21 protein-coding genes are annotated in these 26,100 nt (G+C 66.5%); 10 read left to right on the top strand and 11 right to left on the bottom strand.

What is annotated here, in order from left to right; all coding sequences use genetic code 11:
• The first annotated feature begins 391 nt into the window (after window positions 1-391).
• Window positions 392-1,975 (top strand): class I adenylate-forming enzyme family protein, encoded by a 1,584-nt coding sequence (locus ACQY4Y_RS13035; protein WP_428491041.1) that lies wholly within the window; start codon window positions 392-394, stop codon window positions 1,973-1,975.
• A 26-nt stretch (window positions 1,976-2,001) separates the two neighbouring features.
• Here the strand turns inward: ACQY4Y_RS13035 and ACQY4Y_RS13030 are convergent, their stop codons facing one another.
• The gene (locus tag ACQY4Y_RS13030; protein ID WP_428493633.1) at window positions 2,002-2,427 is read right to left on the bottom strand and encodes an EVE domain-containing protein; all 426 of its coding nucleotides are present in this window, start codon (window positions 2,425-2,427) and stop codon (window positions 2,002-2,004) included.
• A gap of 277 nt (window positions 2,428-2,704) precedes the next feature.
• Here ACQY4Y_RS13030 and truB point away from each other — a divergent pair, with 277 nt between their 5' ends.
• The 4 genes from truB (at window position 2,705) to ACQY4Y_RS13010 (ending at window position 8,408) form a co-directional block, all read left to right on the top strand.
• Window positions 2,705-3,631 carry a tRNA pseudouridine(55) synthase TruB gene (gene truB, locus ACQY4Y_RS13025; protein WP_428491040.1) on the top strand — a complete coding sequence of 309 codons (927 nt, stop codon included), beginning with the start codon at window positions 2,705-2,707 and terminating at the stop codon, window positions 3,629-3,631.
• A 62-nt stretch (window positions 3,632-3,693) separates the two neighbouring features.
• Window positions 3,694-3,963, top strand: coding sequence for a 30S ribosomal protein S15 (rpsO, locus tag ACQY4Y_RS13020; protein WP_428491039.1), 270 nt, complete (start codon window positions 3,694-3,696; stop codon window positions 3,961-3,963).
• A gap of 441 nt (window positions 3,964-4,404) precedes the next feature.
• Window positions 4,405-6,645: a polyribonucleotide nucleotidyltransferase gene (gene pnp, locus ACQY4Y_RS13015; protein ID WP_428491038.1), complete on the top strand. Its 2,241-nt coding sequence runs from the start codon at window positions 4,405-4,407 to the stop codon at window positions 6,643-6,645.
• A gap of 350 nt (window positions 6,646-6,995) precedes the next feature.
• Window positions 6,996-8,408 carry an NAD(P)H-dependent flavin oxidoreductase gene (locus ACQY4Y_RS13010; RefSeq protein WP_428491037.1) on the top strand — a complete coding sequence of 471 codons (1,413 nt, stop codon included), beginning with the start codon at window positions 6,996-6,998 and terminating at the stop codon, window positions 8,406-8,408.
• 289 nt (window positions 8,409-8,697) lie between these two features.
• On the opposite strand, the gene ACQY4Y_RS13005 is transcribed toward ACQY4Y_RS13010, so the two are convergent.
• The 6 genes from ACQY4Y_RS13005 to hemE all read right to left on the bottom strand — a co-directional run bounded on the left by ACQY4Y_RS13005 (window position 8,698) and on the right by hemE (window position 15,950).
• The gene (locus ACQY4Y_RS13005) at window positions 8,698-9,411 is read right to left on the bottom strand and encodes a hypothetical protein (protein ID WP_428491036.1); all 714 of its coding nucleotides are present in this window, start codon (window positions 9,409-9,411) and stop codon (window positions 8,698-8,700) included.
• A 463-nt stretch (window positions 9,412-9,874) separates the two neighbouring features.
• Complete coding sequence (locus ACQY4Y_RS13000; protein ID WP_428491035.1) at window positions 9,875-10,177, bottom strand: hypothetical protein; 303 nt, start codon at window positions 10,175-10,177, stop codon at window positions 9,875-9,877.
• Between the two features lie 155 nt (window positions 10,178-10,332).
• Complete coding sequence (locus ACQY4Y_RS12995; protein ID WP_428491034.1) at window positions 10,333-11,751, bottom strand: alkaline phosphatase family protein; 1,419 nt, start codon at window positions 11,749-11,751, stop codon at window positions 10,333-10,335.
• Between the two features lie 455 nt (window positions 11,752-12,206).
• A complete protein-coding gene (locus ACQY4Y_RS12990) occupies window positions 12,207-13,286 on the bottom strand; it encodes a hypothetical protein (RefSeq protein WP_428491033.1) in 1,080 nt (359 codons plus the stop codon).
• 581 nt (window positions 13,287-13,867) lie between these two features.
• Complete coding sequence (hemH, locus tag ACQY4Y_RS12985; RefSeq protein ID WP_428491032.1) at window positions 13,868-14,917, bottom strand: ferrochelatase; 1,050 nt, start codon at window positions 14,915-14,917, stop codon at window positions 13,868-13,870.
• A complete protein-coding gene (hemE, locus tag ACQY4Y_RS12980; RefSeq protein ID WP_428491031.1) occupies window positions 14,907-15,950 on the bottom strand; it encodes a uroporphyrinogen decarboxylase in 1,044 nt (347 codons plus the stop codon). The genes hemH and hemE overlap by 11 nt, the downstream gene beginning before the upstream one ends.
• Window positions 15,951-16,077: 127 nt before the next feature.
• Between hemE and ACQY4Y_RS12975 the strand changes: the two genes are divergently transcribed.
• Window positions 16,078-17,352, top strand: a complete 1,275-nt coding sequence (locus tag ACQY4Y_RS12975; protein ID WP_428489471.1) for an ISNCY family transposase — start codon at window positions 16,078-16,080, stop codon at window positions 17,350-17,352.
• 187 nt (window positions 17,353-17,539) lie between these two features.
• Here ACQY4Y_RS12975 and ACQY4Y_RS12970 read toward each other — a convergent pair whose 3' ends face one another.
• Window positions 17,540-19,153 (bottom strand): tetratricopeptide repeat protein, encoded by a 1,614-nt coding sequence (locus ACQY4Y_RS12970; RefSeq protein WP_428491030.1) that lies wholly within the window; start codon window positions 19,151-19,153, stop codon window positions 17,540-17,542.
• Window positions 19,154-19,388: 235 nt separating this feature from the next.
• Here ACQY4Y_RS12970 and ACQY4Y_RS12965 point away from each other — a divergent pair, with 235 nt between their 5' ends.
• Complete coding sequence (locus ACQY4Y_RS12965) at window positions 19,389-20,459, top strand: fatty acid desaturase family protein (RefSeq protein WP_428491029.1); 1,071 nt, start codon at window positions 19,389-19,391, stop codon at window positions 20,457-20,459.
• A gap of 9 nt (window positions 20,460-20,468) precedes the next feature.
• Here the strand turns inward: ACQY4Y_RS12965 and ACQY4Y_RS12960 are convergent, their stop codons facing one another.
• Both ACQY4Y_RS12960 and ACQY4Y_RS12955 read right to left on the bottom strand, forming a co-directional pair.
• Window positions 20,469-20,882, bottom strand: a complete 414-nt coding sequence (locus ACQY4Y_RS12960; protein WP_428491028.1) for a response regulator — start codon at window positions 20,880-20,882, stop codon at window positions 20,469-20,471.
• Window positions 20,883-21,165: 283 nt separating this feature from the next.
• Complete coding sequence (locus ACQY4Y_RS12955; protein ID WP_428491027.1) at window positions 21,166-22,446, bottom strand: hypothetical protein; 1,281 nt, start codon at window positions 22,444-22,446, stop codon at window positions 21,166-21,168.
• A gap of 437 nt (window positions 22,447-22,883) precedes the next feature.
• On the opposite strand from ACQY4Y_RS12955, the gene ACQY4Y_RS12950 reads away from it, so the two are divergent.
• Window positions 22,884-23,006, top strand: coding sequence for a hypothetical protein (locus ACQY4Y_RS12950; protein ID WP_428491026.1), 123 nt, complete (start codon window positions 22,884-22,886; stop codon window positions 23,004-23,006).
• A gap of 94 nt (window positions 23,007-23,100) precedes the next feature.
• Here the strand turns inward: ACQY4Y_RS12950 and ACQY4Y_RS12945 are convergent, their stop codons facing one another.
• Complete coding sequence (locus tag ACQY4Y_RS12945) at window positions 23,101-23,814, bottom strand: DUF2459 domain-containing protein (protein ID WP_428491025.1); 714 nt, start codon at window positions 23,812-23,814, stop codon at window positions 23,101-23,103.
• Window positions 23,815-23,921: 107 nt separating this feature from the next.
• Here ACQY4Y_RS12945 and ACQY4Y_RS12940 point away from each other — a divergent pair, with 107 nt between their 5' ends.
• Window positions 23,922-25,157 carry a CaiB/BaiF CoA transferase family protein gene (locus ACQY4Y_RS12940; RefSeq protein WP_428491024.1) on the top strand — a complete coding sequence of 412 codons (1,236 nt, stop codon included), beginning with the start codon at window positions 23,922-23,924 and terminating at the stop codon, window positions 25,155-25,157.
• A gap of 2 nt (window positions 25,158-25,159) precedes the next feature.
• A complete protein-coding gene (locus ACQY4Y_RS12935; RefSeq protein ID WP_428491023.1) occupies window positions 25,160-26,044 on the top strand; it encodes an HpcH/HpaI aldolase/citrate lyase family protein in 885 nt (294 codons plus the stop codon).
• Window positions 26,045-26,100: the final 56 nt, after the last annotated feature.

Raw genomic sequence — 26,100 nt, 5'->3', positions numbered from 1 at the left:
AACCCGCCCGAAGATTAACAACAACTTAATAACGGTCCTTAACAGTTTTCAAAAAACTTTTAGAATCAATTATTTATCATCGTGCTCAAAGAAGCGGCAATAGCTGAAATGCCTGCTTTTCCGCGCTTCACGCCGGCGTCGCCAAGGACTGTCCACTAACTTATCCACAACCCGCGGAATGCCGTGACGCCGGGTCTGGACTGTCGCCGGCACCGCCACGCCGCCCTCGGATCACCCGGCAGATCCCGCGCGGACTTGATCCCGCGCGGACCTTGCTGATCCACGCCGCCGCTGGCTACCATATCCCCCGTTGGCTACCACATCCTATGACACGGTGCGCGCGAACGCCGAGCGGGAAGGGAACTTCGATGCCAGATGACATCGCCCGGCCATGACCCAGTTCAGCCACCAGGACAGACCCTACCAGGGTGAGCCCCTGACCCGCCAGGCCGGCGGCACAACCATCGGCGAGGTGTTGTCCTTCCGCGCCAGTCTCCATCCCGACCGCGTCGCGATCGTGGACGGCGTCCGAAGTTTCAGCTTCGGCGCATTCAATGCCCGAGTGAACCGATTGGCCGCGGTGCTGCGGACGCTCGATGTCGGCCGCGGCGACCGGGTGGTGATCCTGTCGGAAAATCGCGTCGAATACCTCGAACTGATGTTCGCCGCGGCCAAGCTGGGAGCCATCGTCTGCGCGCTGAACTGGCGGCTCGCCGATCCCGAACTGCAGTACTGCGTCAGCCTGACATCGCCGAAAGCCAGCTTCGTCTCGACCGCCTACGCCGCCACCGCCGCCAGGCTGGGCGCGGTGATGGGCGAGGTCGTGGCGTTGCATGAGGACTATGAACAGCGTCTGGCCCGCGCCAGCGCCGAGGACCCGCCGATCACCGCCGAACCCGAGGATGGCCATGTCATCCTCTACACCAGCGGCACCACCGGCAAGCCCAAGGGCGCGCTGATCAGTCATCGCGCGCAACTGGCGCGCATGCACTCCAGTTGCGTTGATTTCGCGCTGCAGCCGGGCGACGTCTTCCTCGCCTGGGCGCCGATGTTCCACATGGTGTCCACCGACCAGTCGATCCACGCACTGTGCCTCGGCGGCAAGGTCATCGTGATCGGCGGATACGACCCCGACCGGATCCTTCACGCAGTCGAAACCCAGCACCTGTGGTGGCTGGTGGTGATGCCGGGAATGATCGAGGACATCATCGCCGCCGCCAAGCGCCGCCGCTCCGCCCCGCTCGGGATCAAGCTGATCGGGGCGATGGCCGACCTGGTGCCGCGCCACCAACTGGCGGAAATCACCACGCTGCTGCGCGCGCCTTACGCCAACACCTTCGGCGCCACCGAGACCGGACTGCCGCCGGCCTCCGCCGGACGGGTGGCGATCGGCGCCGGCCCCGAGAGGTTACCGAAGACACCCAGCAGCAGTTGCATTTTCCGCCTGGTCGATGCCGACGACCGGCCGGTCGCGAACGGCGTACCAGGCGAACTGGTCATGCGCGGACCGACGCTGTTCAGCGGCTACTGGAATGCACCAGAAACAAACGCCGAGGATTTCCGCGGCGGCTGGTTCCACATGGGCGACATGTTTACCGCCAATCCCGACGGCACCATCGACTTCGTGGACCGGGTGAAATACCTGATCAAGTCGGGCGGCGAAAACATCTACCCGGCCGAGGTCGAGCAGGTGCTGCTCAGCGACCCACGAGTGGCCGACGCCGTGGTGGTGCGCAGCCCCGATCCGACCTGGGGCGAGGTACCCGTGGCCTTCGTCGCCCGCCGCGACGAGCGACTGACCGAGGACGACCTGATAGCGGCCTGCCGCGCTCGCCTCGCCGCCTACAAGCGTCCCAGGCTGATCCGTTTCATCGCCCTCGATGACCTGCCGCGCAGCACCACCGGTAAGATCCAGCGCCACGAACTGGAAAAGCGGCTCGGCGGGGCCGCCGGACACGCGCCTCGACCCCAATAGCCCGGCGCGACCAGGACCTTCTTTCTTTAGCGTATCCAGTCCCTCAAGCCACCCATCCGGCAAAGCCGGACCCAATGAGCCGCTGATATTGGCATGACCGACAGACGCGACTGCCGAACCAGCGCCATGTCCGCGAGATCGGCAACGGCTTTTATGGAGGCCAGCGATACCGATATCGGCAGCGGCCGTACCGCCCTCAGGTCGACACACAGCCAGTCGCCGCTGGCGGCAGTGGGATCGGGGTAAGCTTCCCGCTCCACCTCGACGATACCCACAATCTCCTTGCCGACGTTGGAGTGGTAGAAGAAGACAAGGTCTGCCTTGCGCATTGCTTTAAGGTTGCTTTTGGCGGCATGGCTACGGACGCCAGTCCAGGGCTCGCTCCCGTTGGCCACCTGCTGATCCCAGGAGAACGCTTCGGGCTCCGACTTTACTAACCAATACGCAACCATTTTCACCCCCCGGATCGACTGTGCCACCAAACCCGCGAGGTGTTGCTTCACGCCTGATTCGGCGCCACGCCCGCGAGTGGTGTTTAACTCGACCACGCCTGGGCGCCGAATTGGGCACCTATCATAGGTCAAGGACGAGGGCGACGTCAGCACCGTCGAGCACAACACGATCGCCGGTCCAGCGAGTGCTGGCTCGCCAAGGGCAACCAACGCTGATTGACAACCTGGCACTCACCCCCTACCCCGCCGCCTGCCCTGCTTACCGGATCATCCAGCAATGTCGCGCCGCAAGCCTCGCGGCCGCCCGCTCGACGGGTGGCTGATCATCGACAAGCCGGCCGGGATGACCAGCACCGACGTGGTCAACCGCGTCAAGCGCCTGTTCGACGCCCGCAAGGCCGGGCACGGCGGCACGCTGGACCCGCTGGCGACCGGACTGCTGCCGGTGGCATTCGGCGCCGCCACCAAGACCGTGCCCTATGTCATGGATGGCACCAAGCTGTATCGCTTCATCCTGAAGTTCGGCGAGGCCCGCGATACCGACGACGCCGACGGCAAGCTCACCGAAACCAGCGACCACCGCCCCGACGATGCGGCGATCGAGGCCGCCCTGCCGGCCTTCCGAGGCGCCATCATGCAGGTTCCGCCAAGCTTCTCCGCAATCAAGGTGGCCGGCGAGCGGGCCTACGACATGGCCCGCGACGGCCGCGCCCCCACCCTGGAACCGCGTCCCGCCCGGGTCGACCGCTTCGAACTGATCGAACGCCCCGACCCCGATACCGCATTGTTCGAGGTCGCCTCGGGCAAGGGCGTCTACATGCGCAGCCTGGCCCGCGACCTGGCGGCGGCGTGCGGCACCGTCGGCCATATCGCCGCGCTGCGCCGGCTGCGGGTCGGGCCATTCCTGGAGCATCACGCGATTGGGCTGGACAAACTGCGCCAACCGGACGATACCGCGCCGGCTTCCCCGGACCTGCTGCTTCCGGTCGCGACCGCGCTGGCCGACATCCCGGCGCTGGCCCTGACCGAACAGGAGGCCGCCGACCTGCAACACGGCCGGCCCATCAGCCTGGTCGTGCTGATGGGCCGGATTCCGGCGACGGCCGATCCCGATGGCGGGTTGGTCAGAGCCATGGCGGGGGGCCGCGTGATCGGGCTGTGCCATATGGAAGATGGCATGCTGAAGCCCGCCAGGGTGCTGTAGCCCACAAGGGTGCTGTAACCGGGCCGCGCGCCGTCCTTAAACCCCTGTCCAGGAGATGCCTGATGTCGATAACGGCGGAGCGTCGAACGACGCTGATCGGTGATTATGCGACCGGGACGGCCGATACCGGCAGCCCCGAGGTTCAGGTTGCCCTGCTATCCGAACGGATCGGCAATCTGACTGAACACCTGAAGACCCACGCCAAGGATTTTCATTCACGCCGCGGTCTGCTGATGCTGGTGGGCCGGCGCCGCCGGCTGCTGGATTACCTGAAGAAAAAGGACCAGACCCGCTACCAGACGCTGATCGGCCGGCTGAGCCTGCGGCGTTAGCGAACCGCCGCCATTCCGGGCCACGGTGCCGGCTTGCCGGGCCAGCCTATGCCGTAGCAGGTTCGGTGGTTCGGACCGGCCGCCACGGGCGCCGGAATGCGCCTGTATGGCGGTGGTTTAAGATAAAGCTAGTCAACGGTCGGATTGATCACTATTTCCTCAATCGTCGACTGAAACAGACGACCTGAGCGGAGGCAGGCAGACCTCCGGCAACACTGCGACAAGCGGTGGACACCACGACCGTCGATCCGGCACGCCCCCGAAAGGCGCGGTACCAACGACGGCGTTTCCGGCCACATGGCCGCGGCTGCGACCCTTCATGGCGGCACGCAGCACGCGCTCCGTGTTACCCGAGACGCCGCCACCCCGCCGCCCGCGACAGGGACAAACGGGAAGGCGGTCCGGCTGTCCGCCGATGCCGCGCATCTGAAGGACGACTGAATGTTCAATTACTTCCGCAAGGAGCTCGAGTGGGGCGGCCGCAAGCTGGTGCTGGAGACCGGCAAGATCGCCCGCCAGGCGGATGGTTCGGTGATGGTCTCGTATGGCGAGACGATCGTGCTGTGCACCGCGGTCGGCGTTAAAACCGCCAAGCCGGGCCAGGATTTCTTCCCGCTGACGGTGAACTACCAGGAAAAGGCCTTCGCCGCCGGCAAGATCCCTGGCGGTTTCTTCAAGCGTGAAGGCCGGCCCAGCGAGGCCGAGGTGCTGAAAAGCCGCCTGATCGACCGTCCGATCCGCCCGCTGTTCCCGGAAGGCTTCCGCAACGAGGTGCAGATCGTCGCCACGGTGCTGAGCTATGACAACGAAAACGACCCCGATATCGTCTCGATGGTCGGTTGCTCCGCCGCGCTGACGCTGTCGGGGATTCCGTTCTTCGGCCCGATCGCCGCCGCTCGGGTCGGCTACCGCGACGGTCAGTACCTGCTGAACCCGACCCAGGACCAGATGAAGACCAGCGAGCTCGAGCTGGTCCTCGCCGGCACCGCCGAGGGCGTTCTGATGGTGGAATCGGAAGCCCGGGAACTGTCCGAGGACGTCATGTTGGGCGCCGTCAGGTTCGGCCACGCCGGGTTCCAGCCGGTGATCACCGCGATCATCGAGCTCGCCGAACACGCCGCCAAGGAACCCTGGCCGCTGCCGGAAAAATCCGAGCAGGCGGCGGCGCTGGCGGGTCGGGTTGATGCGCTGGGCCGGGCCGGCATCGCCGAGGCCTACCAGGAGAAGGTCAAGCAGACCCGCTACGAGAAGGTGGCCGCCGCCAAGAAGCAAGCCGCCGCCGCGCTGGCCGCCGAGGGGCACGACCCCGATGCCGCCAAGGGGCTGTTCCACGACCTGGAAGCCGACGTAGTGCGCAACGCCATCCTCGATACCGGCATCCGCATAGACGGCCGCGACACCCGCACCGTGCGCCCGATCATCGCCGAGGTCGGCGTGCTGCCGCGCGCCCACGGGTCCGCGTTGTTCACCCGCGGCGAGACCCAAGCATTCTGCGTGGCAACCCTCGGCACCGGCCAGGATGAGCAGATGGTGGACGCCCTGTTGGGCGAATACCGCGAGCATTTTATGCTGCACTACAACTTCCCGCCCTACTCGGTGGGTGAAGCCGGGCGTATGGGCTCACCCGGCCGCCGCGAGGTCGGGCACGGCAAGCTGGCCTGGCGCGCGGTGCACCCGCTGCTGCCGCTGAAGGAAAAATTCCCCTACACCATGCGGGTGGTGTCGGAGATCACCGAGTCGAACGGATCATCGTCGATGGCGACGGTCTGCGGGACCTCGCTGGCGCTGATGGATGCCGGGGTGCCGCTGAAGCGGCCGGTGGCCGGCATCGCCATGGGGCTGATCAAGGAGGACCGCGGCTTCGCGGTGCTGTCCGATATCCTGGGTGACGAGGACCACCTCGGCGACATGGACTTCAAGGTGGCCGGCACCGAGGCCGGCGTCACCAGCCTGCAGATGGACATCAAGATCACCTCGATCACCTTCGACATCATGCAGACCGCGCTGGAGCAGGCGCGCGACGGGCGGATGCATATCCTGGGCGAGATGGCCAAGGCACTGACCGGGGCGCGCGGCGACGTGGCGCAGACCGCGCCGCGGATCACCGTGATCAACGTGCCAAAGGAGAAGATCCGCGAGGTGATCGGCACCGGCGGCAAGGTGATCCGCGAGATCGTCGAGCAGACCAAGTGCAAGGTCGACATTGACGACGACGGGACCATCAAGATCGCCGCGGTGGACAGCGACCAGGCGCAGAAGGCGATCGACTGGATCCGCGGCATCGTGGCGGAGCCCGAGATCGGCGTGATCTACACCGGCAAGGTGGTGAAGACCGCCGATTTCGGCGCGTTCGTGAACTTTCTGGGGTCGAAGGACGGGCTGGTCCATATCAGCGAGTTGACCCAGGGGCGCGTCGGCAAGACCACCGACGTGGTCAACATGGGGGACGCGGTGAAGGTCAAGGTCATCGGCTTCGATGACCGCGGCAAGGTCAAACTTTCGATGCGGGTGGTGGATCAGGCGAGCGGTGCCGATATCACCGAACAGGTCGGCGCCAAGCCGAACCGAGGCGGCGACCGCCCTGACCGCGACCGCGATCGGCCGGACCGCGGTGAACGGCGGGACCGGTTCGACCGCTCACCATCGTCGGAGGGCCAGGAACAGCCGGTGGTCGGGGAATAGCGTCGTGACCGCGCCTGTCGGCGGGCCGCGATCGTGGTATGAAGCCGCGACGCCCAGGGGTCGGCGATTTCGGGGTGCGTGGTCGCGTTGAACCCTGGGTGACGGGGCCACGCCCGGTCCAATACCATGGGCCGGGCGTGATCGGCTGAGCAGCCCTTTGGCTCTGGTCGTGACCGGCTTGGGCGCGTCCGATGATTGGCTCCGGCCGGGCAGAACGGGACGCGGTCAGGAGATGAACAGGCGGGTTGCGACCCGGTTATGAAATCCTGCCCGGACCGGGCACAACAAGAACGGGGTCATAGCGGCCTCAGGGGCTTGCCAGGGGTTGGCCATTCGAGGGACATGCGGCCATGCGACTGATCAACGCGATACGGATGGGCGGAGCGGACGTGCTTCCGTTGGTGGAAGGCGGCAAGGGGGTGTCCATCTCCAACGGGCTTTCCGCCGGCAATTGGGCGTTGGCCGGCGGTGTCGGCACATTCAGCGCGGTGAACGCCGACAGCTTCGACGTCAACGGGCGGGCGATCCCGCAGGTCTATCATGGCCGCACCCGACGCGAACGGCACGAGGAACTGGTCGCCTACGCCGTCCAGGGCGCGCTGGCTCAGGCCCGGCGCGCCTGGGAGGTGACCGGCGGCAAGGGACGCATCCACGCCAATATCCTGTGGGAAATGGGCGGCGCCGAACGCATCATCAGCGACGTGCTGGAGCAGGCCAAGGGCATCATCAACGGCATCACCTGCGGCGCCGGCATGCCGTATCGGCTGTCCGACATCGCCGCCAGGTTCAATGTCCATTACTACCCGATCATTTCCTCGGCGCGCGCGTTCAATGCGTTGTGGAAGCGGGCGTATTCGAAGACCGCGGAACTGCTGGGCGGCGTGGTCTACGAAGACCCCTGGCTGGCCGGCGGCCATAACGGGCTGTCCAACGGCGAGGATCCGCTGCGGCCGGAAGATCCGTTTCCCCGCGTGATGGCGCTGCGCAAGGTGATGCGCGATTTCGGCCTGCACGACACCCCGATCATCATGGCGGGCGGGGTCTGGTGCCTGGAGGAGTGGGAGAACTGGATCGACAACCCCGATCTGGGCCCGATCGCCTTCCAATTCGGCACCCGCCCGCTGCTGACCCAGGAAAGCCCGATCGGGGACGCCTGGAAACAACGGCTGCTGACCTTGAAGGAGGGCGACGTTTTCCTCAACCGGTTCAGCCCGACCGGATTTTATTCCAGCGCGGTGAACAACGGGTTCATCCAGGAATTGCGGGAACGCAGCGAGCGTCAGGTCGCCTTTACCACCGAGGCGATCGGCGAGCACGTCGCGGAGTACGGCGTCGGGCCACGCAAGCGGATGGTTTACCTGACCGCCGGCGACCGCACGCGCGCGCTCGGCTGGGAGCGACAGGGTTTCACCGAAGCGCTGCGCACGCCGGATTCGACGTTGGTGTTCGTCACGCCGGAGAAGGCACGCGAGATCCTGGCCGATCAGACCGCGTGCATGGGTTGCCTGAGCACCTGCCGGTTCTCCAACTGGGCGCAGCACGAGGCGGACCACAGCAACGGCAAGAAGGCCGACCCGCGCAGCTTCTGCATCCAGAAGACGCTGCAAGACATCGCGCATCAGAGCGACGAGCTGGCGGCGGTGGAGCGGAATTTGATGTTCAGCGGCCACAACGCCTATCGGTTCGGCAAGGACCCGTTCTATTCGAACGGGTTCATTCCGTCTGTGAAACAGCTGATGGAGCGGCTGCTGACCGGGCGGTGACGGCGACGCGGACGGTTTGGTTTGACCGCGGCACAAGTTGGCCGTTCAGGTTTGCTTCGTAGGCGGGCGGGTTGTTTTCGTCGATGCCGATGGATCAGGGGTTGTTGCCGTTGATCGGTCTGGTTTTGACACACAATGACACGACGATTTGCACGCGTTGTTAGCCGAAGCGGTCGAGCTTTGGTTGCAGGGCCTGGTCAGCTTTGTAGCTGACGCTGACCATTCATCTCCGAGCACCTGGCGCTCCAGTCGCAGAGGCGGCGGCGTGGATGCACGCTTGTCGTCAGTATCAGGCTGCCGGGCGCGCGCCGGGCTGGATTGCGGCGCCGGGCCGGATTGCGGCGCGGGGTGGGATCGCGGCTTGGGGTGATGTGGCGAGGTGGGGCGGGATCGTGGCGTGGGCGGCGATGCGGGATTCGCGCACCCCGGCCGGGCATTCGTCGACACCCATTTGCGCCAGATACAGCCGCCGGGCGGCCTCGGGGTTGGTTTCGGCGAGGCGCTGACGGGTGGTCTCGATCATCGTCTTGACCTGGCGCAGTCGTTCGATGACCTCGGCATCCTTGGCGTCGGCCACGGCGGGGTCTTCCTCGACTTCGATGTCCTGGGCGGGGATGGGGGAGGCGGAGATGGGACGGGCGGGGATGTCGCGGGCCTGGTGTTTGTCCAGGGCTTGCTGGGCCTGGTTGGCGTGGCGGTTGACGGTGTTGGCGCAGGCGCGGACGCGTAGCCGCATCGAGGGCGTCAGATCGGCGCCCTCGGCTTCGGCCATCGCGCTGAGCGCGGTCATGGTGCAGGCGATGAGCTTGGCGGTGGCGAACAGTTCGGCGCGGTTGCGCGGGGCGTAGGAGGTCAGGGTCTCGAGGATTTCGTCGCGGGTGGCGGCGAAGTCGGGACAGTCGATGGAGAAATACGGCATCAGGAAGCGGATCACGGTTTCCAGCGTTCGGCTGGCCAGCAGGGCGGCGGGAAGCGCGGTGGGGGATGACGCTGACGTTGACATGAGGCTGGCGGGTCCCGGGTTCGGATGTTGAGCGCAGCAGTGTGGGTTGGGAGAGGTTGGGTTGTGGACGTCTCTTGTTCGTTTTTCGTTCTTATCGATTTTCGTGGGATAAAGCAAGAACAAAGTGTGGGCGCCTGGTTGGGGCGCGTCGTTGGGGCGCCTCGTTGGGGCGCCTCGTTGGGGCGCGTCGTTGGGGCGCCTCGTTGGGGCGCGTCGTTGGGGCGCGTCGTTGGGGCGCGTCGTTGGGGCGCGTCGTCATGCGCCGGGAGTATGTCCTGGAGTATGTATTGTACGGCGTGACGGCCGACCGTGGAGCAACACCGAATCGGACGCGAATCGAGGCAGATCGTTGTTATTAAACCGGAACTGTCTCACCGCGCCTGGTCGAACCCCTGGACCGTCCAGCGCAATGGCGCCGGGTCGACGCGAATTTCCCCGACCCGCGGGCGGTTCAGATCGGCGATCAGCACCATGCCGCCGACCCACATCCCCAGAGCAGTGAGGTCAGCACCACCTGACGGGCGCCGGACGAGCCCAGATGGCAGCCCATCGCGCCAATCGCCAGCATCGAACCGCCCATCAGCATCCACGACAAATCGGCCGGCACCGGACTATCGAACGCGAACCGCTCGTTTTGCGCCGCGCCGAACATATCCAAAGACGCGGTCAGCAGGGACGATGTGCGCGACGGCGGGTCGAGCCGAGCGATGCTCTCGGCGATCCGCCAGATGCTGCACTGCAGGGCGTTCTCGCGACCGATCAGCACCGGTTCGGCGGCGAACGAGCGGGCGTTGACATAAGCCAGTTCGACCTTGGCGAAATCCTGATCATCGCCTTGATCGCCGGACCTTCGTCGCCAGGGATCAGCGTCGAGCGCAGCCAGGCGCCCTCGATCGCGTCGGCCTCCTGGTCGACCAGGTTTTAGCGGCGCCGTCCAAATAACCGCGACAGCCTGCCGAGCAGCCCGCGGTGGTGGCCTCGGTGCGGACCTCGGCCCGGGTTCCCGGTGGGTCCGCGATCCTTGAAGAAGCCCTCGATCCGATCGACCGCCAGTCGTCCCTGCCCGAGGCTGTCGTCCAGCGCCTCGTGCGCGCGGGCCATCAGCGCGCTGCGGTGACCGGCGTGGTCGATCAGGCTTTCCAGATGGTGCGACAGGCCGAACAGGGACGCCTTGAACCCGGTCAGGGACGCCACCCCGCGGGCCGGCTGGATGTCGGGCGCGACCGGCGCCGGCGGCAGGTCGAGACGCGGTTCGCTTCGCCAGTGCAGTTCGGCCAGCGGGTCGTTCGCCTGCCGCGCGCGGGCGCCAAGCGGATTGACGCCGGGCCATTTGCCGGCGGCCATCTTCAGCAGGCTGGTGTGGTCGTATACGGCGTGCGCCACGTCGGGATCGAGCAGTGGGGAGACGAAGATCGCCGGCACGCGAAAGCCCAGCCGATCGAAGCTGTAGTTCTGCGTATGGTCGTCCGGCGGCACCGTCCTGGGCGGCACGACATGATCGAAGAAGCCGCCATGTTCATCGTACAGCACGATCAGCAAGGTGCGCTCGAACAGTGCCTGGTTGGCGCGCAGTGGGTTATAGACCGCGGCGATCAGCGCGTCGCCGCGCATCACGTCGTGCGGCGGGTGCTGGTCGTTCTGCTCGGCGCCGAAATAGGTTGGCTCGATGAAGCTGTAGGCCGGCAGGTCGCCGGCGGCGACATCGGCCTGCCAATGACGGAACGCGCGGTAGTTGCGCAGATGCAGCCACTGATGCGTCAGCACCAGCGATTGCGGCACATCGCCGTAATAGATCCGCCACGGCACGGCGGCGTCGGTCAGCTCGTCGTAGAGAGTACGCTCGTCGTAGAGGTGCAGCCCCGGATTGAACAGGCTGGAGGGTTCGGCGATGTGACCGAGCGAGGTGCCGCTATGGGCGAACAGGCGGTTCATCCAGGTCGGCCCCGGCATCGAGGCGAACCAATGGTCGAATACCACGCCGTGCTCGGCCAGCGTGTGCAGCGCCGGCAGGAAGCCGCGCGGGTACCAGGCCATGATCTCGCGGCGTTCCTCGGGCGTGCTGGCCGGGTGGGTGCGCACATAATCGGTGACGAAGCCCTGGTTGGAGCCGCCGTCGAGCTGGGCGATCGAGTTGGCCAGGTAGTGCAGCGGGTCGCGATCGATGTTGCGGGTGCGGGTCTCGCCCTGCAGCACGACGCCGCCGTCCACGCCGTCGGGGTTGGAGGCGGGATGCGCCGGATCGACACCATCGACGTCCCGGCCGGCGGCGCCCATCCAGCCCAGCATGCGGTCGAAACCGTTGTTTTCCATCATCAGCACGACGATGTGGTCGATCGGCATGGCGCGGCGGTCTCCTGCGGTGGTCGAGAACGGTAGACCGCCGCCGGGAAGGGGATTGGTTCGCGAACACGCGAATCCGCGTCTGAATACACGAAGCGGCGGCGGATACAAACGGCCCGCCGCGGCGGTTCGTTTTGACGCACCGGAACCACGCGCGATAGATCATCGATCGGTTGGAGCCGCCTTGCGGGACATGCGCAACGTCACCCTCGTCGGCGTGTCTGGCGGGGAGATCGAAATCGCCACCCGGGTGCTTGCGCCGGTTTGCGAAAATCTCGCCAAACAGCGGGAAGCCTGGGAGTGACGGCTTCCCGCGCGGACGCACCGATCACCCGGAAGAGATCAACTGGGAGCCGACCAACTACATCGTGGCGGCGGCCCTTGTATTAATCAACGCCATTTCACGGAGTTGCACAGCCCCTGCATGCCTGTGCCGGCTTTAGCCTGTGCCGGCTTTAGCCTGTGTAGGTAACCGTGTTGCCGGTAACGTGCGGGAAGGTGTACTTGCGCCCCTTAACGGTCAGGACCAGGAGGATTGTCTGGGTATAAGTGAGATATTTTTTATCGGCCTTGAACAGGAGCCAGTAGTCGGCTGCATACGCAATCACGCTCGCGGCAAGCTGCTCGAACGGAATGTTCGTTACGCTGCCGCGACCATCCTCGCCGTTCGTCAATGGTCGCGTGGTGACGCTCCAGTGCATGAAGGCCTCCGGCTTGATGATGTTGACAGCCCTTTGAAGCGGCAGGTTCGGATTTAGCGTGAAATCCGGGTTCGGGTTCTCGAAGTCGTTTGGGTCAGTGGAGCTGCTCGTTCTAACTGTCCCGTAACGCTGGTCAGCGTTGAGGTTGGATTGCAGCTCCCGCGGGATCGGGTCGCCGACTGGAAGCGGAACCGGCTCGGCCGGAACCGGATATGGCGGCACGCCGTCGGGAATGATCGGGCTTCCGGCAATCGTCGGATTGCCGTTCCATGGACCCGCTCCGTTTTGGCCTGGAACCGTCTCGATGCGTCCCAGGGCCAGTACTGAATTGCCATGCGGCACCGAGATTTGCTTGGCTATCAAGCTGTCCGGCGGCTGTTGCAGCGCATTCGAGACCAGGCTTCCCGGTGGGTTGGCAGGATATGGACCCGGCTGCTGGATATACCTGGGGAAATACAGCCAAGCGCCGTTTTCGACATGCACGATGGTGCCTTTTCCCGGACCCTCCGCGAACATCACCTGCTGCGCGTAGAACAGCGCACGCGCGTCCTGATTGACTTGTCCGCCTCGGTTCGGGGCGCGCGCCGAGACGGCAAGTGTCTCCCTGACCTTGTCGTTATTGAAGTGAAGCCTCTCGTGAAAGGTGAAGTTCTTCAGAATGTAACCATCGGGATCGGATGTCTGCGGCAGCGGCATGATGTTATAAGAGAGTGGATTTTCATCTCCGCCAACCGGTTTGCCCGTTGCGTCCTCCCCGAAGTCGAGATTCCGCCAATTGCCGACCAATTGCTGCTGAAAAGGGGCAAGGATCGAAGTTACGGCGAGTGCAGGCATTTTCGCTCTCCTGGTTCGGTGTCGGGAATGGTCTCACGGTGGGTCGGATCGTCCGGGCATGATCGCGAGGGCGGCCCGCAGCCGCTCGACTCGTTACCGGTTTGGTTAAAACAGCGCGGCGATGCCGAAAGCATCTGATACACTGTGGTTTCATCCGGTTCGGATGGGTTGCCGAGCGCCGAATTGTCCTTTGTCGAGAAGCGTTGCCATCGGCAATCCTTTAAGTCGTGAACCGGAGTGGCGCACTTTGGCGCTTACGAAACTACGGTTCGGTTTCAGCCCGCAGGGATTGCGTTGCAGCCGTAACCAGGCCGACGTCCTGCCGCCCCGCGGCCCGCGCGCGGCCGCGAGCAACGCGGGATCTGCTTTGACCGCGAGGGTTCGATCGCGCGATGCTCCGTCAGCCTGTGCAACGATGAGATCTTCCCGGCCAGTCCGCACCAGAGGCCAAGCTTCCAAGGACGACAGAAGGTAGGGTAGTGTCCAAAACGAAAATAAGCTGAACCGGCGCTAAACGGTTTGTTTCAGAAGGGTGAAGGCCAACGTTTGACAATTTCGATTAAGCAACTTAAATGACATGTCTACGCGGCCATTGCGGCAAATGGGCACCCTCCGCATCCCGCGCCGCAGAACCGCCCGCCGGCGCCGCTGCACAGCCCCGGTCCAGACCGCCGCGCGCGCCGCACCAGGCCGGCCAGCGAGGCGATGAACCCAGCGTCGGCGTTCTGCGTCGGTACCCGGAAGTAGCCGGGAACACCGACCTTGTCGGCCAGTTCGCGGTATTCGACGTCGAGCTCCACCAGGGTCTCGGTGTGCTCCGACACGAAGGCGATGGGCACCACCAGCACCGCGGTCTTGTCCCTTGCGGCGCGCTCGACCTCGGCGTCGGTGCTGGGTTCGATCCATTTCTGCGGCGTGGCGCGGGACTGGTAGCAGATGGTGTGGTCCACCGTCGCGCCCCATGCCGCCAGCACCGCGGCGACGGTCTGCTCGACCTGCCACTGATAGGGATCGCCGCCCTGGATGATGACCTCGGGCAGGCCATGCGCGGAGAACAGCACGCGCAGCGGCACCGCGCCGTCGAGCGTGGTGCGCGCGCGTTCGTAGGCGGCGCTGACGAGGGCGGCGGTGGCGGCGGCGAACGCCTGATCCACCGGGTAGCAGCAGAGCGTGGTGGTTTGCGCCGCCAGCCCGGCGCGCGCGGCGGCCTGTCGCCAGGCAAGCAGCGAACTGCCGGTGGTGGTGGTCGAATACTGCGGATAGAGCGGCAGCAGCATGATCTCGTCCGGGGCCCAGGCCTTGACCGCTCGGGCTGCCTCCAGGCTGAACGGGTGCCAGTAGCGCATGGCGATGAAGCAGCGTGCGTCGACCTCGGGCAGCGCGGTCTGCAGGGCGGTTGCCTGTTGCTGGGTCAGCCCCAGCAGGGGCGACTGGCCGCCGAGCAGGGCGTAGTTGGCAGTGGCCGGGGCGACGCGGGCTCGGGCAATGATGCGGGCAAGAAACGGTCGCACAAAGAACGGCACCCGCAGGATCGCCGGATCGCTGAACAGGTTGAGCAGGAACGGCCGGATGGCCTCGGGCCGGTCCGGGCCGCCGAGGTTGAACAGGACGATCGCGAGCTTATCCGGCACGAACCTGCTCCAGCAGCGCCGCCACGTGGTCCAGCGGGGTCTGTGGCACGATGCCGTGGCCCAGGTTGAAGATGAACGGTCGGCCTTTCATGGCGTGCAGGATTGCCGCTGTTTCCGCCGCCATCGGCGCGCCGCCGGCGACCACCGCCAGCGGGTCGAGGTTGCCCTGCAGCGCCAGCCGCGGCGGCAGCATCGCCGCCACCGCGGCGATATCGCTGCCGGTATCGACGCCGATGCCGTTCACGCCGGTGGCGGCGTAGTCGCGCGCCAGCAGCCCCGCCAGCCTGGGAAAGCCGATCAGTGGCAGCCCGGGATGGCGCGCGTTCAGTGCCGCCACGATTCGGGTGGCCGGTGCCACGCAATGGGTGCGGAACAGCGACGGCGACAGCACGCCGGCCCAGGAATCGAACAGCATCAGGGCCTCGGCGCCGGCGCTCGCCTGGGCTGAGAGGTATTCGATGGTGGCTTCGGTCAGCACGTCGATCAGCCTGCCGAACAGCGCCGGCTGGGCATAGGCCATGGCGCGGACGGCGGCGAAGTCCTTCGATCCGCCGCCTTCCACCATGTAGCAGGCGACGGTGAACGGAGCGCCGGCGAAGCCGATCAGGGTGGTGTCGGGAAAGCCTTCCGCCGCCAGGCCGGCTCGCACCAGGCGTACCGTCTGCATGATCGGGGCGAGCCGGTCGGCAACCCTGGCCGGGTCCAGCGCGGCGACGGAAGCGGCATCGCGCAGCGGCGGCAGCACCGGCCCCTCACCCTGCCTGTATTCCAGGCCGTGGCCGAGCGCCCAGGGCAGCATCAGGATGTCGCTGAACAGGATCGCTCCGTCGAAGCGATAGCGTCGGATCGGCTGCAGGGTGACCTCGGCGGCGAGGTCGGGGGTGGTGCAGAGCGCGACGAAATCGGCGACGCCGGCGCGCACCGCGCGGTATTCAGGCAGGTACCGCCCGGCCTGGCGCATCAGCCAAACCGGCGGCGGCCACACCGCTTCCCCGTTCAAGCTCCGCAGCAAGGGTTTCATCGAAAGGTCCATTCATCGCAGGTGGCACCGTTCCGACTGTGTCCAAGCTATCGGCGCGACGGTCAAGCGACGAACGCACACTGTTAGCCCCAAGTAGGAATGTCCCCTCCGTCCAAAGTTAGAATGTCCCCTTTTGCGCATGCTTGGGGACGCAATGGCCGAGACGGGGTTGTGGATGACGCAGGCGGAGCGCGATCGCGCCTATTGGGTGCGCCAGTCGATCGAATGTCGGTTGGGCCAGGCTGAAGCAGCGGAGCGCGTTGGCCTCAGTGTCCGCCAATTCAAGCGCTTGGTGCGTAAGGCGAAGACTGAGGGCGACGCGGGTCTGGTTTCGCATCAGCGCGGCCGGCCATCGAACAACCGGATGTCGGCGGCGCTGCGCGGTCGTATCGCGACGCTGCTGAGGGACAAATACCCCGACTTCGGCGCGACGCTGGCGGCGGAGAAGCTGCTGGAGTTGGACGGGATCGTCGTTTCGGCAGAGACGATCCGCCAGATGCAGATCGGCCTTGGCCTGTGGCGGCCCAAGCGCCGCCGGGCCAGGCGGGTGTTTCAGCTCCGCCAGCGGCGTCCGCGGTTTGGCGAGTTGATCCAGATCGACGGCAGTGCGCACCACTGGTTCGAGCGGCGCGGGCCGCGCTGTGCGCTGATCGTGTTCATCGACGACGCCAGCGGCCGGCTGACCGCGCTACGCTTCGCCCCGGCGGAGACGACGGCGGCCTATCTGGCGGCGCTGCGCGGCCACGTGCTGGACCATGGCCGGCCGCTGGCGTTCTACTCCGACCGGCACGGCATCTTCCGGATCAACGCTAAGGACGCCACGAGCGGCGACGGCAAGACCGAGTTCGGACGGGTGGCGGATCGGCTTGGGATCGAGCCGATCCATGCGCTGACCCCGCAGGCCAAGGGTCGTGTCGAGCGCGCCAACCAGACCCTGCAGGACCGGCTGGTCAAGGAGATGCGTTTGGCCGGCATTGGCTCGATCGAGGCGGCGAATGGCTTCGCGCCGGCGTTCATGGCGCGCTTCAACGCAAAGTTTGCGGTGCCGCCGCGCGACCCGGCTTCGGCGCACCGGCCGTGGACGAAGACCGCGCAAGCGTTGGACGACGAACTGGCACGGCGCGAGCAGCGGGTGCTGTCGAAGGCGCTGACCTTCCGCTCCGGCGGGACGATGTATTGCGTCAAGACACCCGGGCCTGGCACCGCGCTGCGCGGCGCGAAGGTGACGCTGCATCACTTTCCCGACGGTGCGCTGAGGGTGCATTACAAAGACCGGATCCTGCCGGTAACGGCCTATGCCCGCTATGCCATGCCCGCCCCGGCGGTGGACGGCAAGACCATCGATGCCCGGATCGACGCAATGATCGCTGCGCGGCACATCCCCAACGCCGCGGTTGAAACCGTCCCGGGGTGAGTACAGCCCGCGTAACAGCCGCCGCAGCCGTGGATAAGTGGCCCGCTTGCGCCCGATTCTGAACGATCACTCCAGCGGGCCACTTACCCACCGCTCCAACACCGCGATTGGACTAACGCTTGACCGGTGCCCACCCCCCGCCCAGCCCACAGGGGACATTTTAACTTTGGGGAGTCAGGGGACATCTCTACTTTGCATTGACAGCGACGAACGCACACTCCCGCATGCCGCCCGGGGGGGAGCCGAGGCCGCGGAATATCGCCATCGCCCCGAGCGAGGCGGCGGCGCGGGCCATGGCGCCGGACCAATCGCCGGGCTGGTCCTGGCGAAAGATGGTCAATCCGGGGTACCAGGGACTGTCGCGTCGGCCGCTGAGCCAGCGCCAGCAGCCGTCATAGCGATCCAGCAGGAACACCGGCTTGCCCAGCAGTCCGGCGAGATGCACGACGGAAGTATCGACGCTGATTACCAGATCGAGCGCGGCGATGATGGCCGCGGTGTCGGCGAAATCCGTCACCTCCGGCATCGGGTCGGCGATCTCGGCGCCGGGCGGGCGGGTCTGGCGCGCCGCCGGGCCGGCCTGGAGGCTGACGAAGGTTACGCCGGGCACGTCGAGCACCGGCTGAAATGCCGCCAGTCCGGCGCTGCGCCGGCGGTCCAGGGTGCCGAAGCCGGGCAGCGAGGGGCGAGCCTGGCCGGCCCAGACCAGGCCGATCCGCAGCTCGCCGATCGGCAGCCGGCCGGCCCAATGGCGCACCAGATCCGGGTCCACCGCCACTTCCGGCACCGGGGGGATGCTGCCCACCGTGGTGCCGAATACCCGTGGCAGGCTGAACATCGGGCAGACCAGGTCATGCGCCGGCAGGCGGCGGCGGTCGGTGACGATTGAGGCCACGCCGGGCACCGCGGCCATCAGCCGGGCCAGCGGCCGGGGCACAAACGCCACCACCCGCGCGCCACGCGCGGCCAGCAGCGGCAGGTAGCGCAGGAACTGCAGGGTGTCGCCGAAGCCGTCCTCGTGCATTGCCAGAATGGTCATCCCGGTCAGCCGGTCCCCCGGGCTGAGCGAGGGCATCAGCCGGCCCGGTTCGACCAGCGGCACCTCGGTGAGGTCGAGCCGGGCCTCGTAATCAGTCCAAGCCTCGGTCCAGCGGCCGGCCTTCAGCAGCGCCACCGCGCGGTTCACCCGATGGCGCGGATCGCCGCCGCCGATCACCACGGCGCGGTCGTGGGCGGCGATCGCCTCGTCGAAGCGGCCCTCGATCTTCAGCACCATGCCGAGGTTGGACCAGCTTGGCGCGGCGTCGGGGTTCAGCGTGACGGCACGCCGGAAACTCTCCGCCGCGGCGACGAACTGGTTCAGCTCGGCCTGTGCCAGGCCACGCAGATGGTGACCGGCGGCGCTGTTGGGGCCGTCTTGCAGGATGCGTTCGGCTTCGCCGGGCTGGCCGTTGTCGAGCAGGAAGCTGGCGAAGCCGAGGCGCAGGGCGTCGTCGTCCGGGGCGAGAAGCAGGCAGGCACGGAACTGGCGGGCGACCAGGGTGCGGGGCAGGCTTGGGCGTAGCTGGGCGAGGTCGGCGCAGGGATGATCCGGCTGCGCTGCCTGCGCGGCGGCCCGGTTGAGGATCGGCGCGGCGCGTTCATTCTCGCCCATCGCGGCGACCGCCAGACCCAGCAGGCGCAGCGCTTCGGGGTCGGCGGGATCGTCCGCCAAGGCTGCCTGCGCGGCGACCTCGGCCTGGTGCCAGGCGCCGGAAGACAGCAGCCGGTCGACCGCCTCCAGTTGTTCAGGTGACGCCATCGCCTGGTCTCCGCGAAAGCGCCAGGATGACCGAGTAAAGTTAACAGTGGGTTAGCGAGGGCGGTCCGTGGCTGCCCCGGTGCGGTGGCCTTGACGGGGTGTTGCGCGGCAATCTGAAAGGTATTTGAATGATGCTTCTGGCCGACCATTTCAGCTAAGTATTCCAGCGCACCATGCCAAGGCGGAGCGTCCATGTGCGGATGCCGCCAACCCCCGGCCGACGAAAAGACCTTGCATGAACGTTCAGCCTTTGCCCGACCGGCCGGATCCCGATCGCGGCGCGATGCTTGCCAGCCTGGCCGCCTACCAGACGCCTTCGGCCGGGCGCAGCGTGGCCCAGCTTGGCATCACCGCCGCGCCGTACGCGGCGCTGCTGGGGCTGATGTATTACGCCTATTATCACCTGTCGCCCTGGCTGAGCCTGGCGCTGGCGGTGCCGGCCGCGGGACTGGTGGTGCGGCTGTTCATCATCCAGCACGATTGCGGCCACGGGGCCTATTTCCGCTCGCGCTGGGCGAACGAGACGGTTGGCTGGCTATGCGGTCTGACCACGTTCACGCCGTATGCGCTGTGGCGCCGCCACCATGCCATGCACCACGCAGTGTGGAACAACCTGGACAAGCGTCCCCGCGGCGTCGACATCTACTCCGGCTGCCTGACGCTGGCCGAGTATGAGGCGTTCCCGCCCTGGCGCCGGCGACTGTACCGGGTCGCGCTGCATCCGCTGGTGTCGCAACTGCTGCTGCCGCCGGTGGTGTTCATCCTGATCTACCGCATCCCGCTGGACGCGCCGCGCGGCTGGCGCAAGGAACGTTTCAGCGTTTATTTGACCAACCTGGGCATCGGCGGATTCCTGCTGACGCTGACGCTGTTGCTGGGCTGGCAACCGGTGCTGCTGGTGCAGTTGCCGGTGATCACGCTGGCCTCGATCATCGGTGTCTGGCTGTTTTCGGTACAGCACCGGTTCGAGCATTCGCTGTGGGCGCGGCAGACCGACTGGACCGCGGCGGGCGCGGCGTTGCATGGCAGTTCCTGGCTGCGGCTGCCGAAGGTACTGCAGTGGTTCACCGGCAATATCGGTTTCCATCATGTGCACCACCTGATGCCTCGGGTGCCGAATTACCGTTTGCAGGCGGCGCACCAAGCTGAGCCAGCGTTCGCCGCCCATGTCACCGGGCTGACGCTGTGGCAGGCGCTGCGGGCGCCCAGCTTCACACTGTGGGATGAGGCGCACGGCGCGATGGTTCGTTTCCCGCGGCCGCTCGGTGCCCGGCGGCGACGGCGGGCGGGGGTCAGCGGCGGATGACGCGCCCGGTCATGCCGCGACGCAGGACGTCAGGTTGGCTGGGGCATCCGTTGGGGCATCCGTTGGGGCATCCAGCAGCCTGCGTGCCATCGCCGAGAGAGCAACGAAGCTATAGGGCTTGGCGATAAATCCGTCGCGCGGGCCGATCTGGTTCTTAACGCTGTCGGGCCGGCCGCTGACGTAGATCACCGGCAAACCCTGATTACGTTGCTTGGCCGCCGTCGCGACGGCATTACCGTCGGCCAGGCCGGGCATGGCGATATCGGTGATCAGCAGGTCGAACCCGCCGGGCTGAGCGATCAGGCCGAGCGCGTGGTCGCCGTTGGTGGCCAGGACGACGTCGAAGCCGTCTTCCAGCAGACATTCGGCGATCCACAGGCGGATCAGGTACTCGTCCTCGACGACCAGGATGCGTTCGGTCATTGGCGCCCCCGACGGCAGCTATTGTTGGGCATAGGAGACAGTGCGTGACCGCAGGCTGCCCTGACGGGTGTGGGACCGAGCCGGTATGCTGGTCGATCGAGCACCGCGGTTGGCGGATCAGTTGCAAGTGGGCGCATCGACCTCCATCCGGGGGTAGGAAACCATCAACGCTAAAGGTTTTCGGACATGACTTCGTAAACTTCAAGCTAACAGATCGTTCGCTTTCGTGAAAAATGTTGCGCTTGCGTTAACCTTCGTTATTTCGCCCGCGCGATGAATGATTTCAGGGCGCCAAGCCGCGGAATCCGGTCGGCCGGCCGAAATGGGCGCGCGCCACATAGGTTGCGTGGTTAAGCTGCTGGGCCGAAACATGCGAGTTGTACATTGCCACGTCGCGGAAGTAGCGCTGCAGCCGGCTGGCCTTCCTGGTGGGCGCCGAGAGGGCGTTCTGGAACAGCAGCTCGACCGCCTGGCGACCCAGGCCGCCGGCCTGCTGGGCCAGTGCCCAGAGCCGCAGATTGTCCTCGACGCTGATCGGCGTGCGATCGCGCTGCCAGCGCCGGCAATAGTCCATGTAGCGCTGAGCCACGCCGAGCAGAATCGTCTCCGCCGCCTCGGTCATCGCCAGCGCCTGGCCGAACGGGCGCAGATAGTCCGGGTGGTCGGCCCATGGCAGGCTTGGGTCGGCCAAGGAACGATTGGCCGGCATCAGGGTCTCGAACTCGTCGAGCGCGGCCCAGGCGGCGCCGACCACCGGGGCCACCAGTGAGCAATGATAGGGGCCCATCATGCGCCCGAGATACATCGGGTTGGCGTGCAGCCGGGTGCCGGGCGTGCCGTGCTCCATGCCGTCGGGGCGCGCCGCCATCCAGTCGAGCCGCACCGCCATGTGATCGGGCACGAAGGCATCGGTGACCCGCGCGCTGTTGGAGCCGCTGGCGCGCATGCCCAGGGTGCGATCGCCACCCCAGTCGTCGAGGACCTGGAACGCGGCGCGCGGCACCACGACCTGGCGTGCCCCGCCGGATCGGGGGCCGCTGGGGGCATCGAGCAGCGCGCCGCATAGCAGATGCGTGGCGTAGGGGATGCCGGAGCAGTAGTTCCACTGTCCGTTGAGGATGTAGCCGCCCGCGACCGGGCGCAGCGTGCCCATGGTCGCCGGCCGATGTGGGGCGATGAAATGGCCGTCGGCGCCGAACAGTTCTCGCTGTGCCTGCGCGGGCCAGTGCGAGCCGACCACGTAGGCGTGCGAAGCGCCCAGTGACAGGCACCAGCCAGCGGCGGGGTGGCCGCGCGAGACCTCGACGATCAGGCGGTAGAAGGTGGCGAGATCGAACTCGTAGCCGCCGAACAACCGCGGCTGGGTGATGCGGTAGAACCCGGCTTGCAGGAACGCCTGGTGGATGTCGGGCGCGTAGCAACCGCGCTCCTCGGCGTCATCCTGCTGCTGGCGCAGCTTCGGGCGCAGGGCGATGGCTCGGTCGAACAATTGGTCGGGCGTCAGGCCGGGTTCGGGGACCGGGATCGGCGCGGATGTTGCGGCGGTGGAAAGGTCCAGGTTCACGAGGTTGCTCCGGGCGGCCCAAGGGAGCTGATACTACCCGGTTCAGGCGATGGGCCAAGCGGTCGGGTGACGGCTGTTTTGCGTCGGCAGTGCGGCGGGGCGCATCGATTGATCCGGATCAAGCGCCGGGTGGGACGCGGCCGACGGCCCTGGGTCCAGGCCTTGTCGCCGCGGACCTGGACACGCCATGACCGGCGTGGTTCAAAACGCCCCGGGGGTGCCGCCTGTCAGCATGGTCGCGACGCATGAAGCAACATTCAAGGTGCGTGACGCATGTGACACAACGAGGAGCCAGAATATTCACCGGCTGTGGAGTTAGCCGGAGACGTTCCGCGGCGCCTGCCGCCACACCATGGTTTGTTGCCAGACAACAATCGTTGAACGGTACCGGTCGGGACCGAGCGTTATGCTGACCGGCGCCACTTGAGGAAATGCCGATGCGCTTTGCCCTGATTGCCCTGTTGCTGCCGCTCGCGCTGGCGGGCTGCCTGTCGTTCAGCAGCAGCGATCCGCCACCGCCGGCCAACCACACCACGGTGGTGACGCCGCCGGCGCGATAGAGCGTGATCGCCATGAGCGGAACGTTCACAGCGCGTGAATCACGCGATCAATAGTTAGAGCACTTTCAGCATGCATAGTCTGGCTGAGAATGCGCTAACGCCGTAGTGCTGCGGCCTGGCGCGCGCCGATCCAGCGCGCCGGGCCCATCACCTGGCCGGCGAACAACACCCCGTTTGAGGCTATCGGCAGGCCGGCGCCACGCAGCGTCTCGGCGGTCCAGGTATTGCAGGTGTAGAGCCCGTCGTAGGTGGTGCGCGCGGCGTAGAACACGCTTCCCGGATAGGGTCCCTCGGCCAGACGCAGCGGGCGGCCGGACGGCGACAGGTCGAGTTCGCGCCAAATCCTGTCTTGGATCCGACGCACGGTGAGGCCGGAGACATGCAGCACCACGACATTGCGCCGCCCGAACGCCTGTTCCGGGGTCGCAGCCAGCGCGGTCATCAGCAGGGCGCTTGGGCTGGGCAGCAAGGCGGCCAGCATGGCGCCGACGCTTGTTTCGCGGTTCACCACGAACTGGCGCTCGCCGAAGCCGAAGGTCAGGAAGCGCACGCCGGGCAAGCCCTTCGCCAGCATTGCCAGAGGGGGACCGAGCGCGGCGACCGGCAGGCCAATATCGGTGTGCCAACCGCGTCCGATGACGTAGATCACCGCGTGGCCCGGTGTTGTGGTTTGTCCCAGCGACGTGGCCTGGTCGGGCGCGGCCTGGTCGGGCGTGGCCTGGTCGGGCGCGGTTTTGGGCGGGGCCGAACAGCCGGTGACGACGAGCAACCCGGCAAGGCACGCCAAGACAACCCAACGGCGTAGCATGATGACGCAGGCCTCTCCGCAAGCAGTCCATGGCAGCAGCGGCCCTTGCGCGCCGACTGCGTCTGACCAGACAATACAAGCCGTTACAGCATTGTCCCAGGGCCCGCATGATTCCTCGCATTGACTTCGATCCTTCCGCCGCCGCCCCGCTCGATGGCATCCGTGTGGTCGATCTGTCCCGCCTGGTGGCTGGCAACATGGTCAGCCTGCAGCTTGCCGATCAGGGCGCCGAGGTGATCAAGATCGAGGACCCGAAGCTGGGCGACCCGCTGCGCGCATGGCGGGTCAATGGGCTGTCGCTGCACTGGAAAGTGTATGCGCGGAACAAGAAGAGCCTCGCCATCAACCTGCGCGCGCAAGCCGGCCGCGACGCGCTGCTGGATCTGCTGGCGACCAGCCAGGTGCTGATCGAGAACTACCGGCCCGGCACGCTGGAGCGGATGGGGCTTGGGCCAGACGTGCTGCACGCACGCAATCCGGGACTGATCATCGTGCGGATCACCGGTTTCGGTCAGGACGGACCCTATCGCGACCGCCCCGGTTTCGGCACCCTGGTGGAGGCGATGTCGGGGTTCGCCGCCAAGAACGGCTATGGCGACCGTCCGCCGGTGCTGCCGCCGCTGGCGATGGCCGACATGGTCTCCGGGCTGTATGGCGCCTATGCGGTGATGATCGCGCTGCGGGTGGTGGAACGCGGCGGGCGTGGCCAGGTGATCGACCTGCCACTGCTGGAGCCGATGATCTCGGTGCTTGGACCGGACGCAGCGACCTTTCGGGTGTCGGGCGACAAGCCGGTGCGCACCGGCAGCCGGTCGCTGACCACGTCACCGCGCAATGTCTATGCCACCAGCGATGGGCGCTTCATCGCGATCTCGGCTTCGATCCAGGCGATGGCGGAGCGGCTGTTCCGCGCCATCGGCCGGCCCGAGGTGATCGAGGATCCGCGGTTCCGCACCAATACCGACCGGGTGCGCAACATCGATGCCTGCGACGGCATCGTCGCCGAGTGGATCGCTAAGCGCACGCTGGCGGACAACATGGCGGTGTTCGAGGCGGCCGAGGTCACCGCGACGCCGATCTATGAGATCGACCAGTTGCTGGACGATCCGCATGTGCAGGCGCGCGGCGTGTTCGTCGAAGCACCTGACGCGGAGGCGGGTTCGGTGCTGATGCACAACATCATTCCGCGTTTGTCGGACACTCCCGGCAAGCTGCGTTCGCCAGCCCCAAGCTTGGGGCAGCATACCAGCGCCGTGCTGCAATCGATCGGCTATGACGCGGAGAGGCTGGCCGCGCTGGCGGCCGATGGCGTGATCGCTGATGGGAAGATCAGGGAGAGTTGACGATGCGCGACGATCTGCCGGTTTGGCGGTCCCTGATGTTCGTTCCGGTCACCGCGGAGAAATTTGTCCGGACCGGAGCCGATCGCGGCGCCGACGCGATCATCCTGGACCTGGAGGATGCTGTCGCGCCGTCCCAGAAGGATCACGCGCGCACGCTGATCGCGGGGGCGATTCCCCAGGTCTCGCGCAACGGCGCCGATGTGGTGGTGCGGGTCAACCGGCCGTGGCGGCTGTTGGTGCGCGACCTGGAGGCGGCGGTGATCGCGGGCGTTCACACCCTGATGCTGACCAAGGTGGACAGTCCAGAACACGTATGTGCCTGCGGCGAGATCGTTGCGGAACTGGAAGCCGAGCGTGGGTTGCCGGCGGGGCGCATCAAGTTCATCGCGCTGGTGGAGAATGCGGTCGGGTTCTTCCGCGTTGACCAGATCGCGCGCTGCCATTCGCGGCTGGTGGGCATCAGCCTGGGGTCGGAGGATTTCGCCGCCGATGTCGGCATGCAATCGGAGCCGGAGGGGCTGTTCTATCCCAAGCAGCAGACGATCTTCGCCGCACGGGCGGCCGGGATCATGCCGATGGGGTTCATCGGCTCGATCGCCGATTTCCGCGACCAGGAGGCGTTTCGCGCCATCGTGCGGCGGTCCCGCAGGCTTGGGTTCATCTGCGCCAGCGCGGTGCATCCGCTGCAGGTCGCGGTGCTGAACGAGGAGTTTTCGCCTGATCCGGCCGAGGTGGAACGGGCGCGTCGGATGATCGCGGCGTATGAGGATGCCTACGCCAAGGGGCTGGGGGCGGTGCAGTTCGAGGGGGCGATGATCGACGTTCCTGTAGTGGAACGAGCACGCTCGGTGGTGCGGCGGGCGGCGGCGTTGGCGGCTCGCGCATGAGGGCGTGAGGGCGAGGCGGCGGCCGAACCAGCGGCGGTGACCGGGCCAGGCCCGGT

Origin of the sequence: Rhodopila sp. (genome assembly GCF_965277165.1) — a bacterium.
Classification (GTDB): Bacteria; Pseudomonadota; Alphaproteobacteria; order Acetobacterales; family Acetobacteraceae; genus Rhodopila.
Note: the sequence above shows the minus strand (reverse complement) of the source record. Positions and strands in the feature narration are given on the sequence as shown.